This is a genomic window from Azospirillum sp. OGB3, assembly GCF_014192915.1.
Taxonomy (GTDB): domain Bacteria; phylum Pseudomonadota; class Alphaproteobacteria; order Azospirillales; family Azospirillaceae; genus Azospirillum.
This window is the reverse complement of the sequence record NZ_JACHYN010000023.1, coordinates 60667-76078: the sequence shown is the minus strand read 5'-3', so window position 1 is coordinate 76078 and position 15412 is coordinate 60667. Positions and strand designations below refer to the sequence as shown.

Here is a 15412-nt window from a genome sequence, read left to right as displayed (position 1 = left end):
GCGTCACCCGCCACACCACGTAGTAGCCGACGAAGCAGGCCAGCACGAACACCGTCAGGCCGGTGATGAAGAAGTTGCCGTGGCTCGCCGCGTCCAGGACGGGCGCCGGGATCGGCATCGCGTGGGTCATCTGGGCAACCTGGACCTGAAGCTCCGCCGTCTGGTTGGTCAGGGTGAGGAGCGAGTGGCGGAAGGCCTCAATCTGGCTCGCGGGATCGGGATGTTCCATGGAAGCCGCCTCCTCAGACGGTCTGGACTTCGCGGACCGTGTCCGCGAAGGCGGGATGGACGACCTGCCCATCGCGGGTGAGCGCGATGGCCTTCACGATCTCGTCGTCCCAGTTGAGCGTGACGCGACCCTTTTTGCTGTCCTCGGGGTCCTTGTCGTGCAGCGACTGCAGCAGAGCGAGCAGGTTCTTGGCGTACAAGAGCGAAGCGCTCTCGGCGATGCGGCTGGGATAGTTGGCGTGGCCGACGATCTTCACCCCGTTCTCCGTGGTGACGACCTTGCCCAATTCCGAGCACTCGACGTTGCCGCCCTGCTCCACCGCCAGATCGATCAGCACCGAGCCCGGCTTCATCGACGCGACATGCTCGCGCGTCACCAGGATCGGCGCCTTGCGCCCGGGGATCAGCGCCGTGGTGATGACGATGTCCTGCTTCTTGATGTGCTCGGCCACCAGCGCCGCCTGCTGGCGCTTGTAGTCGTCCGACATCTCCTTGGCGTAGCCGCCCGCGGTCTCGGCCTGCTTGAACTCGTCGTTCTCCACCGCGACGAAGCTGCCGCCGAGGCTCTGCACCTGCTCCTTGACCGCCGGGCGCACGTCGGTCGCCGAGACGATGGCGCCCAGCCGCTTGGCCGTGGCGATGGCCTGCAGGCCGGCGACGCCGACGCCCATGATGAAGGCGCGCGCCGGCGGCACCGTGCCCGCCGCGGTCATCATCATCGGGTAGGCGCGGCCGTACTCGCTGGCCGCGTCCACCACCGCCTTGTAGCCGGCGAGGTTGGCCTGCGAGGACAGCACGTCCATGACCTGGGCCCGGGTGATGCGCGGCATGAACTCCATGGCGAAGGCGTTCACCCCGGCCGCGGCGTAGGCGGCCACGTGGTCGCGGCTGTTGTAGGGGTTGAGGATGGCGAACAGCAGCGCGCCGCGCTTGATCAGCGCCAGCTCGTCGAGGTCCCCTTCCCCGGCCAGCAGCGGGCGCTGCACCTTCAGCACGATGTCGGCATCGGCCAGCGCCGACGCGGCGTCCGGCGCGATCTCCGCGCCGGCGTCCTGATACACCCGGTCCGGCAGGTTCGAGCCCAGACCGGCCCCGGTCTCCACGACCACGTCCAGGCTGAGGGCTTTGAGTTTCTTGACCGTCTCCGGAGACGCCGCGACGCGATTCTCGCCCGCGCGCCGCTCCCTGGGTATGGCGATTTTCATGGTTGTTGATTGCCTCCCAAAGCAATCGGCAGGACGAGGCGTCAGCGCTCCGGCCTCGACGGCGGGCGGCCTCGGCGGGCGGCCCGCCGGTCAAATTCTCGAATGATGTCGGTGCCGGCCAGCGACGAGGCGGTGTCCGGCGTCAGGCCCACAAGGCGGCGGAGCGGTCACCCGGGATGGATGCGGGCGACCGCCTCCGGATCACCACCGCCGTCATGGGAAGGCTGCCCCGGGGCAACAGCCCGGGACGCCGTCGTCGGTCACTGGGCCGCGGCGACGGGATAGCTGACGACCTCGCCCGGCTCGGCGTCCGGCGGAGCGGCGTCGAGTTGCGCCTTGATGAGATCGCGGACGCTGACCACGCCAATCAGCGAGGCGCCGTCCAGAACGGGGATGTGGCGAATGGTATGCTCATCCATCAGCTGGAGCACGTGACGGACGGAATCGCCGGGCGTGCAGCAGACGGGATGGTGGCTCATCACCGCCGTGACCGGCAGGGACAGGATGCCCGGTCCGCGGTCGGTCAGGCTGCGCACGATGTCGCGTTCGGAAATCACGCCGACGACCGTGTTGCCCTCGGTCCGGCAGACGTCCTTGACCACCAGCGCGCCGGTGTTTTCGGCCTTCAGAAGACGCAACGCCGTTTCCACGGTTTCGTTGATGCGCACCGTGCCGATGCGCGTCCCCTTCCGGCGGAGAATGTCTTCAACCCTCATGACGCTCCTCCTGTGAAGCGATTGTCCGGCCCCTTGGCGTTGCTTCGCTGCGTCGTTGGGGGCGTTGGTTTCTGTGCGTGGGGCCGGACGGTGTCCGCCCTACTGGGCGGCGACCGCGGGTGCGGTCTCGGACGCCCGCTGCGGGCGGCTGTAGCAGTCGGCGATCTCGCCGCGCTGGCGGACGAGCGCCAGGACCACGTCGATGGTCGGCGTCGCCACGCCGACCATGCGGCCCATCTCCTGGACCACCGACAGCAGAGCGTCGATTTCCATCGGACGGCCGCGCTCCAGATCCTGGAGCATCGAGGTCTTGTGCGCGCCGACCGCGCCGGCGCCGTTGATGCGGCGCTCCACATCCACCCGGAAATGCACGCCCAGACGGTCGCCGATCTCCTTGGCCTCCAGCATCATCGACTTGGCGACGGCGCGGGTTTCCGGATCGGAGCAGATGACGTCCAGCGTGGCGTGGGTGAGCGCGCTGATTGGGTTGAAGCAGAGGTTGCCCCACAGCTTCAGCCAGATCTCGTCGCGGATGCGGTCGAGCACCGGGGCGCGCAGGCCGCCGGCCTCCATCGCGGCGCTGAGCTTCTTCACGCGGTCGGACTGGCTGCCGTCGGGCTCGCCCAACGAGAACTTGTCGCCGTAGATGTGCTGAATGACGCCGGGTTCGACGACTTCGGTCGCGGGGTAGACGACGCAGCCGATGGCGCGCTCCGGCCCCAGCCCGTTCCACTGGATGCCGCCCGGATCGACGGTGTCGAGCACGCGGCCTTCGAACTCGCCGCCGTTCTTGTAGAAGTACCAGTAGGGGATGCCGTTGACCGCGGTGACCACGGCGGTGTCCTTGCCGAGCAGCGGCTGGATGGCGTTGACGACGCTGGGAACGGAGTGGGCCTTGAGACCGATGATGACGTAGTCCTGCGGGCCGAGTTCCGCCGCATTGTCGGTGCAGCGGGGGTGGACGACCGTTTCTTCCTCTCCGACGATCAGCTTCACGCCGTTCTCACGCATGGCCGTGAGATGGGCGCCGCGCGCCACGAGGCTGACATCCGCGCCGGCCTGGTGGAGACGCACACCCAGATACCCGCCGATGGCCCCGGACCCAAAGATGCAGATCTTCATAACCCGTTTCCTCTCCCCCAATTATCGGCCACGCGCCGCGCGGCCTTTGCAGTAACCCCAATCAATCAGCACACCGAACAAATACGGAGTTTGGTATACCAGATACCAGATGTCAACTGGCAAAATAGACCCTGTCGAGGGAGGGAGATGATCCGGAATCGGGCGAGAATCCTGGGTTTTCCAACGAAAGTTCGAGCATGGAAAACCGGACGCCCGGCCCGTCCGGACGCCCGGCTCGTGGGTCCATCCGGTGCGCTGGATCAGGTGAGCGGCAGGACGAGCTGGAAGGCCTTAACCGTCATGCGCTTGCGGTGATAGAAGCGGTGCGCGTCGCCGCGCTGGACACCGGAGATGATTTCCATCTGGGCGCAGCCCTTTTCGCGGGCCTGGGCGGCCAGCCAATCGAACAGCTTGTCGCCCAGACCGAAGGAGCGGTGCTTCGGCGAGGTGACGAGGTCCTCAACATACATATAGCGACCGCGCGACAGCGTCTCGTGAACGCGGAAACCGCCGCAGCCGGCCACCTCGCCGTCGATGCGCAGGAGCGCCATGGTGTAGCCGTCCTCCATCTGGCGGCGGATCTGGGCGGCGTAGGCGTCGGGGTCGGTCATATGGGTGCGCAGTTCCTTCACCACCGCGTAGCTGTCGGCGATGTCGGCGTCGGTCTTCGCCAGAGTGATCTCGATGGTGTGCTGGTCGGCAGCGTTCTGTTCGGCGATCCGCTGGTCCATCGTGCGTAACTCCCGTTTTTTTGTGTGTTCGAGGGACTCTGTTCGTCTCTCTGGTATTTGGTATACCAGATAATCCGTGTAGGAAGCAACCGACCTTATGGTGCGGCTGCGCAAAGTCCCTCGAAATCACCCGGGCTTCGTCGTCCGAGCCCCGGTCAGGCGCGCATCAGGGCCTGGAGATGGGCGGCGCACCCCTCGGCGAGCCCCACCATGTCGTAGCCACCTTCCAGCACCGTCACGACGCGGCCGCCGCACAACCGGTCCGCCGCCTCGACCAACTTGCGCGTCGCCCACTCGAAATCCGGGCCGGTGAAGTTCAGCGACGCCAGCGGGTCGCGGGCGTGGGCGTCGAATCCGGCGGAGATCAGGATCAGTTCCGGCTGGAACTCCTCCAACGCGGGAAGGATGCGGCGCTCCATGGCCTGACGGAACTCCACCGTTCCGGAGTGGGGCGGCAGCGGCGCGTTGACGATGTTGTCGGCGACTCCGGTCTCGCTCATCGAGCCGGTACCAGGATAAAGCGGCGACTGGTGGGTCGAGGCGAAGAACAGGTCGGCGTCGTCCCAGAACATCGCCTGGGTGCCGTTGCCGTGGTGCACGTCGTAATCGACCACGGCCACGCGGGTCAGGCCGCGCCGCTTGCGGGCGTGCTCGGCGCCGACCGCCACATTGTTGAAGACGCAGAACCCCATGGCGCGGGCCGGTTCGGCGTGGTGGCCGCAGGGGCGGACGGCGCAGAAGGCGTTCTTCGCCGTCCCGTCCAGCACCGCGTCCACCGCCGCGCAAACCGCACCGGCGGCCCGCAGGATCGCCGAGCGGGAGGTGGGCGACAGCACGGTGTCGGCGTCCAGCCGGGCATGGCCGCTGTCCGGGACCGCGTTCAGCACGGCGTCCACATAGGCCGGGTCGTGCACCCAGCGCAGCTGCTCGACCTCCGCCTCCGGGGCCTCGAAGCGGGGCAGATCGCGGAACTCGTCGCGGTCCAACACCTCCCACACCACGGCGATACGCTCGGGACGCTCCGGGTGACCCGGGCCGGTGTCGTGCGCCAGGAAGTCCGGATGGGTGAAAATGGCAGTGGTCATCGAGTCGTCTCCTTCCCCTGTTCCAATGATTTGACGCTGGGCAGTCGCGCGGCAGCGCGGGAGCGCATGCACACCGAGTCGATACGCCCCTGCTCAATATGTATACCAGATACCAGAATGGGCCAATTCGCATTGCCGACGAACCGTCAGCGACGCCCACAGCCACGCGGCCGGAATCCCCATCCAGGCAAGGGACATCAGCACTTCCGAAGGTGGTGGGAAGGCGCTCTCGTCCCGCTCTGTTTGTTACGCTGACAAACAGCTTGCGCCGGAAACTGTATCTGGCATACCATATCTCTAATGCCAAAAACGCTCATCCCGTGAGCTCAAGCCGCCCACACCAAGCGGCCGGTTCCACGGTCAGGCCAAGGCGATGGAGACGACCCGGCACACCACGGGGACGCCTCCGGTCAAAAAACAAAAACAACCCGACTCAAAAAAGCAAAAGACCGCTTCGCAAAGAGATCGCTTCTAGGAGGAGAGAAATGCACCAAGCCCTCACGGAGGCCCCGAAGGGGCCCCTCGGTGGCCGCTGGTTCCAGCTCGTCATCGGCGTCATCTGCATGTCGATGATCGCGAACCTGCAGTATGGCTGGACGCTGTTCGTCGAGCCCATCGACCAGAAGCATGGCTGGGGCCGTGCGGCCATCCAGGTGGCCTTCACCATCTTCGTCGTCATGGAAACCTGGCTGGTTCCCGTCGAAGGCTGGTTCGTCGACAAGTTCGGCCCGCGCATCGTCGTCCTGATCGGCGGCGTGTTCTGCGCCGCGGCCTGGGCGGTGAATTCGGTGGCCGACTCGCTCGCCATGCTCTATCTGGGCGCGGCGCTGGGCGGCATCGGTGCCGGCGGCGTCTATGGCACCTGCGTCGGCAACGCGCTGAAGTGGTTCCCCGACCGCCGCGGCCTCGCCGCCGGCCTGACCGCCGCCGGTTTCGGCGCCGGCTCGGCGCTCACGGTCGTTCCCATCGCCAACATGATCCACTCCTCGGGCTATGAAGCCACCTTCATGACCTTCGGCATCGGCCAGGGCGCGGTGATCCTCGCGCTGGCGTGGTTCCTGGCGGCGCCGAAGAAGGGGCAGGTTCCGGAGGTCTCCCGCTCGTCGGTGTCGCAGACCCGCGAGAGCTACACCCCGGTCCAGATGCTGAAGACCCCGGTCTTCTGGGTGATGTACGCCATGTTCGTGATGGTGGCGGCGGGCGGCCTGATGGCGACCGCGCAGCTCGGCCCGATCGCCAAGGACTTCCACCTGGACGGCGTGCCCGTCAGCATCATGGGCCTGACCCTGCCGGCGCTGACCTTCGCCCTGTCGATCGACCGCGTGCTGAACGGCGTCACCCGCCCCTTCTTCGGCTGGGTGTCGGACCACATCGGCCGCGAGAACACCATGTTCATCGCCTTCTCCCTGGAGTGCGTCGGCATCCTGGCGCTGAACCAGTGGGGCCACAACCCCGTCGCCTTCGTGATCCTGACGGGCCTGGTGTTCTTCGCCTGGGGTGAGATCTACAGCCTGTTCCCGGCGCTGTGCGGCGACTCCTTCGGCTCGAAGTTCGCCACCACCAACGCCGGCCTGCTGTACACCGCAAAGGGCACCGCGTCGCTGGTCGTTCCCTTCGCCAATGTGGCGGTCGCCTCGACCGGCAGCTGGCAGGCGGTGTTCTTCTTCGCCGCCGCGGTCAACGGCATCGCCGCCCTGCTGGCCATCTTCGTCCTGAAGCCGATGCGCGCCCGCCAGATCACCGAGAGCCTGCCGGCCTCGAAGCTGGCGGCGGAGCCGGCCCAGTAAGGCACCGGACGCACCATCAGCACCCGAACGCAATCGGGCCGGGAGATTTCCCGGCCCGATTTGCTTGTGGGGAAGTTTCTTTGGGAAAAGATCAGAGCCCACGCGGGAAGGACGCCCAGGACGGGCCGCCCTCGATCTCCTCCTGCGCCTTGCGCGCCTTCTTCACCCGGCGGAGATGCCGGGGCGACCAGGGATCGCGGACCGGCATGCCGGCGGTGGCGACCTCGGCGGTCAGAATCCGCGCCACGACGATGGCGAAGCCCGACAGCAGCATGGACAGAAGAACGATGGCGAGCATGCTTCGATTCCCGGATGAGCCGCACGCGGACTCAGGCACGCCCGATTCCGCAATGCAGCATACATAGGCCGTTCGGCCAGGGAAATCGAGTCCGCCACCGCAAGCGCGGCGCTTCGCCGCGCTACAGCATCTCCAGCGGGCGCGGCCCGCGGGGCGGCGGGAAGGCCCGGTCGAGGTCCGCGAGGTCCTGCTCGTCGAGCCGCAGGTCGGCGGCGGCCCGGTTGTCGCGGACATGGGCGGGGTCCGACGCCTTGGGAATGGCGATCACCCCGTCCTGGCGCATCAGCCAGGCCAACCCCACCTGGGCCGGCGTCGCGCCGTGCCGGTCGGCGACGCGGCGAAGCTCCGGATGGCGCAGCATCCGCCCCTGCTCGATCGGCGAATAGGCCATGATTGGGATGCCCCGCCCACGGCACCAGGGCTGCAGGTCGTACTCGATTCCGCGGCGCGTCAGGTTGTAGAGGAGTTGATTGGTCTGCACCCCCTCCCCGCCCGGCATGCCGACCAGTTCCTCCATGTCCTGGAGATCCAGGTTGCTGACGCCCCATTGGCCGATCTTGCCGTCGCGCATCAGCGTGTCGAAAGCCGCGATCGTCTCGGAGAAATCGTGGCTGCCGCGCCAGTGCAGCAGGTAGAGGTCGATGCGGTCGGTGAGCAGGCGCTTCAGGCTGCGTTCGCAGGCGGCGATGGTGCCGCGGCGGCTGGCGTTCATCGGCAGCACCTTGCTGACCAGGAACACCTCGTCGCGGCGCCCGGCGATGGCCTCGCCGACCACCTCCTCCGCCCCGCCGTCGGCGTACATCTCCGCCGTGTCGATCAGCGTCATGCCGAGGTCGAGGCCGAGCCGCAGCGCCGCCGCCTCCCGCACGCGGTCGCGGCTGTCCTCGCCCATGTACCAAGTGCCCTGACCGAGCACCGGAACGGCGGTTCCCGAAGGAAGGCGTGTCGTCGGAATGGTCATGGATGTCTCCCGTTCCCTTGGCCCCGTCGAAGGGCGTGAGGAACGTTAGTCCACGGCGCCACCCCTGGAAACCGCCCCTTGGCGCTATTTCGGCGGGTGGGAGAAGCCGGCGACCGCGGCGCGGCGAAGGGGTCACCCGCAGCCGGCCAAGGCGCCGAACAAATGACACCTGAAACGACAAAAGCTCAGCCAAAGGCTGAGCTTTCGAAACCGGTGCCAACCTGTGAGAAGGTGGCGTCCCCAAGGGGATTCGAACCCCTGTCGCCGCCGTGAAAGGGCGGTGTCCTAGGCCTCTAGACGATGGGGACGTCGTTGGCGTGGCGGGATTACTAATGGGATGACGGGCCGAGCGCAAGCGTTTTTTCCAACGCCTTTCTACCTCGTTCGCGTATGCCCCCTATGCATGGTCTCCGCTCCGAATTTGTTTGCATTCACATGGTTTGCGCGGGTGCGGCGTCGTCGATCAGAAGCTGGACTCCCTCAGCCCCGTTCCAGCGATCGATGCGCAGGACGCCGGCGAGGTGGAAGGGCGATCCGCGGCCCATCAGCAGGGCTTTTCCCATCTCGCTCTCCAGCGCGCGGAACGCGATGGCCTTCAACCGGGCGCCGTCGCCGCCCTGGAGAATGCAGCGGACGTGATTCGCCCCGACCACGTCCGCCCGCACCACGCGGGCGTCGGTCACGGCGAAGCGCGGCTCCGCGTTGCCGGTGCCGAACGGGCCGAGCTGGTTCAGGCGGTCCACCAGGGACGTGTTCGCCGCGCCCACGGACAGCGCGCCGTCCAGTTCCAGCGTCGGCACCAGCGGGGCCGCGGCGACCTGCTCGGCGACGCGGCCGGTCAGGAAGGCCTGCAAATCAGCCAGCTTGTTCCCGGCCACGGTGAAGCCGGCCGCCATGCGGTGCCCGCCGCCGGCCATCAGCAGCCCCTCCTGCCGCGCGGCGATCACCGCCGCCCCGAGATCGACCCCGCGCACCGAACGGCCCGAGGCCTTGCCGATCACCGTGCCGTCCGCCCCCTCCTCCAGGGCGATGACGCAGGCGGGGCGGCTGTAGCGCTCCTTCAGGCGGCTGGCGACGATGCCGATCACGCCGGGGTGCCAGCCCTCCCCCGCCACGAAGACCAGTTCGGCCAGTTCCTCGGCGTGCTCCTCCAGCCGGGCCATGGCGTCGGCCAGCACGCCCTGCTCCACCGCGCGGCGTTCGGCGTTGTGGGCCTCCAGCTTCTGGGCCAGCTCCATCGCCTCCATGGGATCGTCGGTGGAGAGCAGCCGCGCCCCGAGGTCCGAGGCGCCGACACGCCCGCCCGCGTTGACCCGCGGGCCGAGCACGAAGCCGGCGTGGTAGGCGTCCGGCTTCTCCTTGACCCCGGCGACGTCGGACAGGGCGGACAGGCCGGGGTTGGCGCGCCGCGCCATCACCTTCAGCCCCTGCGCCACCAGCGCCCGGTTCAGCCCGGTCAGGGGCACCACGTCACACACCGTGCCCAGCGCCACGAGGTCGAGCCACTCCATCAGGTTCGGCTCGTTGCGGCCCGCGTAGAACCCGGCGCTGCGCAGCGCGCGGTTCACCGCCACCACGGCCAGGAAGGTCACCCCCGCCGCGCACAGCGTGCGATAGGCGCCGTCCTCGTCCAGCCGGTTCGGGTTGACCAGGGCGACGGCGGGCGGGAGACGCGGTTCCGCCGCGTGATGGTCGAGCACCACCACCTCCAGCCCAGCCTCCGCCGCCGCCTCCAGGGCCGCGAAGGCGGAGATTCCGCAATCCACCGTCACCACCAGCCGCACGCCCTCGGCCTTCAGCCGCAGCAGCGCCGGGCCGTTGGGCCCATAGCCCTCCTTCATGCGGTCGGGCACGTAGATGCGCAGATCCGCCCCCACCGCCCGGAAAAAGCGCCGCAGCAGCGCGGAGGAGGTGGCGCCGTCCACGTCATAGTCGCCGAAGACGGCCACCGGCTCGCCGTCCATGACGGCGCGGGCGATGCGCTCGGCCGCGACGTCCATGTCCTTGAAGCGGGAGGGGTCGGGAAGCAGCGCCTTCAGCGTCGGGTTCAGGAAGCCGTCACAGGCCTCCTCGGTCACCCCACGGGCGGCGAGCACACGCCCGACGATCTCCGGCAGCCCCCGCCCCTGCGCCAGCCCCCAGGCCAGCCGCTCGTCGTAGGGCCGCGCCTGCCAGCGCTTGCCGGACAGGGAATGGGCGACGTTCAGGAAGGGGGGAACGGTGTCGGTCATGCTGCCCAGGATGCCACGGATCGGAAAGGCCGAAGCCATAGCAGATGGGGGACAGGCGGGCCAGCGGATGGGGCTCTCCCGGTGGGGCACGCGCCGCCGCGCCTGTACGCAAAGGTGGCAGGCGCCCTTGCCGCACCGCAACTTGAGGCAGGTCATTGCGGGTGGAGAGCCGTCCTGCTCCACTGCGGTCATCATCACGCGGAGGAGGGAACCATGATCACCACGGCGATCTTTCCGGCCCGCTACGTCCAGGGCAACGGCGCCCTCGACAGCCTTGGCGAGGACTTGGCCCGGCTGGGCAAGGCAGTCCTGGCCGTCACCGACAGCTTCGTCCTGAAGACGCTGAAAGGCCGGCTGGTCGACGCCGCCGCCGGGCGCGTCGAGCTGAACATTCAGGAATTCCGCGGCGAGTGCTCCGACGAGGAGATCGAGCGGCTGACCGGCCTCGCCCGCGCCATGGGGGCGGACGTCGTGGCCGGCATCGGCGGCGGCAAGGCGCTCGACACCGCCAAGGCGGTCGCCCACGCGCTGGACGCGCGCACCGCCATCGTCCCGACGCTCGCCTCCACCGACGCGCCGTGCAGCGCGCTGTCGGTGATCTACACGCCGGAGGGAGCGTTCAAGCGCTACCTCGTGCTGCCGCGCAACCCCGACCTCGTGCTGGTCGACACCGGCGTGGTGGCGGGCGCCCCGGTGCGCTTCCTGGTCTCCGGCATGGGCGACGCCTTGTCCACCTGGTTCGAGGCGGAGGACTGCCGCATCAAGCGTGGCGGCAACATGACCGGGCGCGTCGGCCCGATGACCGCCTTCGCGCTGGCCCGGCTGTGCTACGACACTCTGCTGGAGTATGGCGTGCTCGCCAAATCGGCCTGCGAGCAGGGCGTGGTCACCCCGGCGCTGGAGCGCATCGTCGAGGCCAACACGCTGCTGAGCGGGCTGGGCTTCGAGAGCGGCGGGCTGGCGGCGGCGCACGCCGTCCACAACGGCCTGACCGTGCTGGAGGAAACGCACCATTACTGGCATGGCGAGAAGGTCGCCTTTGGCACGCTGACGCTGCTGATCCTGACCGACCGGCCGCCGGCGGTGCTGGACGAGGTCTACGGCTTCTGCAAGGCGGTCGGGCTGCCGACGACGCTCGCCGAGATCGGCCTTGGCGAGGTATCGGACGAGCGGCTCCTGCTGGCGGCGGAACGGGCCTGCGCGGAGGGCGAGACCATCCACAACGAGCCGCACGAGATCACCCCGCAGCGCGTTCTGGCCGCCATGAAGGCCGCCGACGCCGAGGGACGGCGGCGGAAGGGACTGTAATCTTCAAAAAACAAAGGGGCGCGCGGTGGAATGCCGCGCGCCCCTTTTCCTTGTGGCCGTGGCTTTACGCCATGCTCGGCTTGCGCTGCAGGTTGTGGTGCGCCTCGACGTAGCGCACGGTGCCCGACTTGGAGCGCATGATCACCGAGTGGGTGGTCGCGCCGCCGGGGAAGCGGCGGACGCCGCGCAGCATGGCGCCGTCGGTCACGCCGGTCGCGGCGAACATGACGTTGCCGCTGGCCAGCTCGGTCAGGCTGTACTTCTTGTTCAGGTCCTTGACGCCCCAACGGGCGGCGCGGGCCTTCTCGTCGTCGTTGCGGAACAGCAGACGGCCCTGGAACTGACCGCCGATGCAGCGCAGCGCCGCCGCGGCCAGAACGCCTTCCGGCGCGCCGCCGGAGCCGACATACATGTCGACGCCGGTGCCGGCCTGGCTGGTGGCGATCACGCCCGACACGTCGCCGTCGTTGATCAGCATGATGCGCGCGCCGGCCTCGCGGACGCGGGCGATCAGCTCGGCGTGGCGCGGACGGTTCAGGATGCAGACCAGCAGCTCCTGCACCTCGGTGCCCTTGGCCTTGGCCAGGGACTTGAGGTTGTTGGCCGGCGTCTCGTCGAGATCGACCACGCCTTCCGGCAGGCCGGAGCCGACGGCGATCTTGTCCATGTAGACGTCGGGCGCGTTCAGGAAGCCGCCCTCGTCCGCCATGGCGATGACGGCCAGCGAGTTCGGGCCGCCGGTGGCGCAGATGGTGGTGCCTTCCAGCGGGTCGAGCGCGATGTCGACCTTCGGCCCGCGGCCGATGCCGGCGCCGACCTTCTCGCCGATGTAGAGCATGGGCGCCTCGTCGCGCTCGCCCTCGCCGATCACGACGGTGCCGTCGATGTAGAGGGTGTTGAGCGCCTGGCGCATGGCGTCGACCGCGGCCTGGTCGGCAAGCTTCTCGTCACCGCGGCCCATCAGCAGCGACGCGGACAGCGCGGCGGCCTCGGTGACGCGGACGGCTTCCAGAGCCAGGTTCCGGTCCATACCGGACAGGTCGACATGAACGGACATGGTGTTCTCCCCCGAATCGATGCTCGGTTCTTCTATGGTTCGGTCAAAACTGTTCGATGCGGATCATGCGCGGCGGCTCGACCACCGACTCCTTGTCGGCGATGGTGGCAAGCGCGCGCTGCATGGCCGCCTCTTCGGTGTCATGGGTGGTCAGGACCACCGGCACCGCTTCACCGGGGGCGCGCCCGCGCTGCAGGAACTGCTCCATGGAGACGTTCTGGTCGCGCATGGCCGCCGCAACATCCGCTATCACGCCGGGACGGTCCACGACCATCAGGCGTACGTAGTACGACCCCCGGCGGGCCTCCATCGGCGACGGCTGGGCCTCGGAAAGCTGGGCCGCCGGCACGCCGAAGGTGGGGGTGGAACGCCCGCGGGCGATGTCGATCAGGTCGGCCACCACCGCCGAGGCCGTCGGCCCCTCGCCGGCGCCGCGGCCGACGAACAGCACGCGGTCCACGAAGTCGCCCTGGGCGATCACGGCGTTGAACACGCCGTCCACCGCCGCGATGGGCGCCGCCTTCGGCACCATGCAGGGGTGCACGCGCTGCTCGATCCCGTGGTCGGTGCGCCGGGCGATGCCCAGCAGCTTGATCCGGTAGCCGAGCGCGTCGGCGTAGTCGAAGTCCACCGCCGAGACGTGGCGGATGCCCTCGACATGGACGCTCTTGAAGTCCACCGGCGTGCCGAAGGCCACCGAGGTCAGGATCGCCAGCTTGTGCGCCGCGTCCACGCCATCAATGTCGAAGCTCGGGTCGGCTTCCGCGTAGCCCAGCTTCTGCGCGTCGGCCAGCACGTCCGCGAAATCGCGGCCGGTGGTGCGCATCTCGGTGAGGATGTAGTTGCAGGTGCCGTTGAGGATGCCGTGCACCTCCGACACCCGGTTGCCCGCCAGCCCCTCGCGCAGCCCCTTGATGATCGGGATGCCGCCGGCCACCGCCGCCTCGAAGCCGATGGCGAGGCCGGCGGCCTCCGCCTTGGCCGCCAGAGCGGTACCGTGATGGGCGAGCAGCGCCTTGTTGGCGGTGACGACGTGGCGTCCCCGCTCCAGCGCCAGCTCGACGGTCTCCTTCGCGGCCCCTTCGGACCCGCCGATCAGCTCGACCACCACATCCACGCCGGGATGAGCGGCGAGCGCCACCGGGTCGTCGTACCATTCGGCCTTCGACAGGTCGACACCGCGGTCTTTGCCGCGCGAGCGGGCGCTGACCGCCACCACCTCGATGCGGCGGCCGCAGCGCTGCTCAATCAGGTCGGCCTGCCGCTCCAGAAGCTTCAGAACGCCCGCGCCGACCGTGCCCAGGCCCGCGACGGCGATTTTCAGGGGGCCTGTTTTGTGGGAGTCGGACATCAGACTTTCGCTTTCTCCGGGTCGAGGAGGGCGGCGCGCGCCGCCGGGTCCTTGCTCGCCGCCGCACCGGCGGCGTTGGAGCGGAAGAACTCCTTGATGTTGCGGGTCGCCTGGCGGATGCGGTGGACGTTCTCCACCAGCGCCAGACGGACATGGCCGTCGCCGTACTCGCCGAAGCCGATGCCCGGCGCCACGGCGACCTTGGCTTCCTGCAGCAGCAGCTTGGAGAACTCCAGCGAGCCGAGATGGGCGAAGGGCTCCGGGATCGGCGCCCAGGCAAACATCGAGGCTGACGGGCTCGGCACCGTCCAGCCGGCCGAGGCCAGACCCTCGATCATCACGTCGCGGCGCTGACGGTACATGGTGCGCACCTGCTCCACGCACTCCTGCGGGCCGTTCAGCGCGGCGGTCGCGGCGACCTGGATCGGCGTGAAGGCGCCGTAGTCCAGATACGACTTGATGCGGGCCAGCGCGGTGATGAGCGTCTTGTTGCCGGTGGCGAAGCCGATGCGCCAGCCGGCCATCGAATAGGTCTTCGACATCGAGGTGAACTCGACGGCCACCTCGCGCGCCTCCGGGATCTCCAGGATCGAGGGCGGCGGCTCACCGTCGAAGAAGACCTCGGCGTAGGCCAGATCCGACAGGATGTAGATGCCGTGCTTGCGGCAGAACTCGACGATCGGGCGGTAGAAGTCGAGGCCGACCACCTCCGCCGTCGGGTTGGACGGGTAGTTCAGCACCAGCGCCAGCGGCTTCGGCACGCTGTGGCGCACGGCGCGCTCCAGCATGATCATGAAGCTGTCGATGTCGGTAGAGGTGCCGTTGGCCTGCCCCACCGGCAGATGGCGCACCGAGGCGCCGGCCAGGATGAAGCCGAAGGGATGGATCGGGTAGCTGGGGTTCGGCACCAGGATGATATCGCCGGGGCTGGTGATCGCCTGGGCGAGGTTGGCGAGGCCTTCCTTCGAGCCGATGGTGACGATGCACTCCGACTCCGGATCGACGTCCACGTTGAAGCGGCGCTTGTAATAGGCCGCGTGCGCCTTGCGCAGGCCGGGGATGCCGCGGGAGTTCGAGTAGCGGTGCGTCTTGGGGTCGCGCACGGCCTCGATCAGCTTGTCGACGATGTGCTGGGGCGTCGGCTGGTCCGGGTTGCCCATGCCGAGGTCGATGATGTCCTCGCCGGCAGCTCGGGCTCGCGCCTTCATGGCGTTCACTTCGGCGAAGACGTAGGGCGGAAGCCGCTTGATCCGGTGGAATTCTGAATCGCTCATGGACGCTCCGAAGCCTTGTCCGGCCACGCCACGAACCCATATTTGCGGACCGGGACCA

At 68.5% G+C, this 15412-nt stretch carries 13 protein-coding genes, 1 tRNA gene and 1 pseudogene; 2 read left to right on the top strand and 13 right to left on the bottom strand.

Going from position 1 to position 15412, the window contains the following annotated elements; all coding sequences use genetic code 11:
* The 6 genes and pseudogenes from FHW79_RS28960 to FHW79_RS28935 form a co-directional block, all read right to left on the bottom strand.
* Positions 1–229: pseudogene (locus FHW79_RS28960) on the bottom strand (NAD(P) transhydrogenase subunit alpha part 2); the annotation flags it as partial.
* Between the two features lie 13 nt (positions 230–242).
* The gene (locus FHW79_RS28955) at positions 243–1433 is read right to left on the bottom strand and encodes a Re/Si-specific NAD(P)(+) transhydrogenase subunit alpha (protein WP_183182104.1); all 1191 of its coding nucleotides are present in this window, start codon (positions 1431–1433) and stop codon (positions 243–245) included.
* A 260-nt stretch (positions 1434–1693) separates the two neighbouring features.
* On the bottom strand, positions 1694–2149 hold the full coding sequence (locus FHW79_RS28950; protein ID WP_183182103.1) for a CBS domain-containing protein: 456 nt from the start codon (positions 2147–2149) through the stop codon (positions 1694–1696).
* Positions 2150–2248: 99 nt separating this feature from the next.
* Complete coding sequence (locus tag FHW79_RS28945) at positions 2249–3271, bottom strand: 2-dehydropantoate 2-reductase (protein WP_183182102.1); 1023 nt, start codon at positions 3269–3271, stop codon at positions 2249–2251.
* Between the two features lie 260 nt (positions 3272–3531).
* On the bottom strand, positions 3532–4002 hold the full coding sequence (locus FHW79_RS28940) for a GNAT family N-acetyltransferase (protein WP_183182100.1): 471 nt from the start codon (positions 4000–4002) through the stop codon (positions 3532–3534).
* Between the two features lie 155 nt (positions 4003–4157).
* Entirely contained in the window at positions 4158–5087 is a 930-nt protein-coding gene (locus tag FHW79_RS28935) for a histone deacetylase family protein (protein WP_183182099.1), read from the bottom strand.
* 485 nt (positions 5088–5572) lie between these two features.
* Here FHW79_RS28935 and oxlT point away from each other — a divergent pair, with 485 nt between their 5' ends.
* Positions 5573–6874, top strand: a complete 1302-nt coding sequence (oxlT, locus tag FHW79_RS28930) for an oxalate/formate MFS antiporter (protein ID WP_183182098.1) — start codon at positions 5573–5575, stop codon at positions 6872–6874.
* Between the two features lie 91 nt (positions 6875–6965).
* Here the strand turns inward: oxlT and FHW79_RS28925 are convergent, their stop codons facing one another.
* From FHW79_RS28925 to recJ, 4 genes are all read right to left on the bottom strand, one after another.
* Positions 6966–7172 (bottom strand): hypothetical protein, encoded by a 207-nt coding sequence (locus FHW79_RS28925; protein WP_114859934.1) that lies wholly within the window; start codon positions 7170–7172, stop codon positions 6966–6968.
* Positions 7173–7293: 121 nt separating this feature from the next.
* A complete protein-coding gene (locus FHW79_RS28920; RefSeq protein WP_183182097.1) occupies positions 7294–8133 on the bottom strand; it encodes an aldo/keto reductase in 840 nt (279 codons plus the stop codon).
* A 232-nt stretch (positions 8134–8365) separates the two neighbouring features.
* A tRNA-Glu gene (locus FHW79_RS28915) sits at positions 8366–8441 on the bottom strand.
* A gap of 123 nt (positions 8442–8564) precedes the next feature.
* Positions 8565–10364: a single-stranded-DNA-specific exonuclease RecJ gene (gene recJ, locus FHW79_RS28910; protein WP_183182096.1), complete on the bottom strand. Its 1800-nt coding sequence runs from the start codon at positions 10362–10364 to the stop codon at positions 8565–8567.
* Between the two features lie 213 nt (positions 10365–10577).
* Here recJ and FHW79_RS28905 point away from each other — a divergent pair, with 213 nt between their 5' ends.
* Positions 10578–11672: a glycerol dehydrogenase gene (locus FHW79_RS28905; RefSeq protein WP_183182095.1), complete on the top strand. Its 1095-nt coding sequence runs from the start codon at positions 10578–10580 to the stop codon at positions 11670–11672.
* Positions 11673–11736: 64 nt separating this feature from the next.
* Here the strand turns inward: FHW79_RS28905 and glpX are convergent, their stop codons facing one another.
* From glpX to FHW79_RS28890, 3 genes are read right to left on the bottom strand one after another with little or no spacing between them, the layout of a single operon-like run.
* Positions 11737–12729 (bottom strand): class II fructose-bisphosphatase, encoded by a 993-nt coding sequence (gene glpX, locus FHW79_RS28900; protein WP_183182094.1) that lies wholly within the window; start codon positions 12727–12729, stop codon positions 11737–11739.
* A gap of 43 nt (positions 12730–12772) precedes the next feature.
* The gene (locus tag FHW79_RS28895; RefSeq protein WP_145701794.1) at positions 12773–14080 is read right to left on the bottom strand and encodes a homoserine dehydrogenase; all 1308 of its coding nucleotides are present in this window, start codon (positions 14078–14080) and stop codon (positions 12773–12775) included.
* Positions 14080–15354 (bottom strand): LL-diaminopimelate aminotransferase, encoded by a 1275-nt coding sequence (locus FHW79_RS28890; RefSeq protein WP_145701796.1) that lies wholly within the window; start codon positions 15352–15354, stop codon positions 14080–14082. Before FHW79_RS28890 ends, FHW79_RS28895 begins: the two co-directional genes overlap by 1 nt.
* Between the last annotated feature and the right edge of the window lie 58 nt (positions 15355–15412).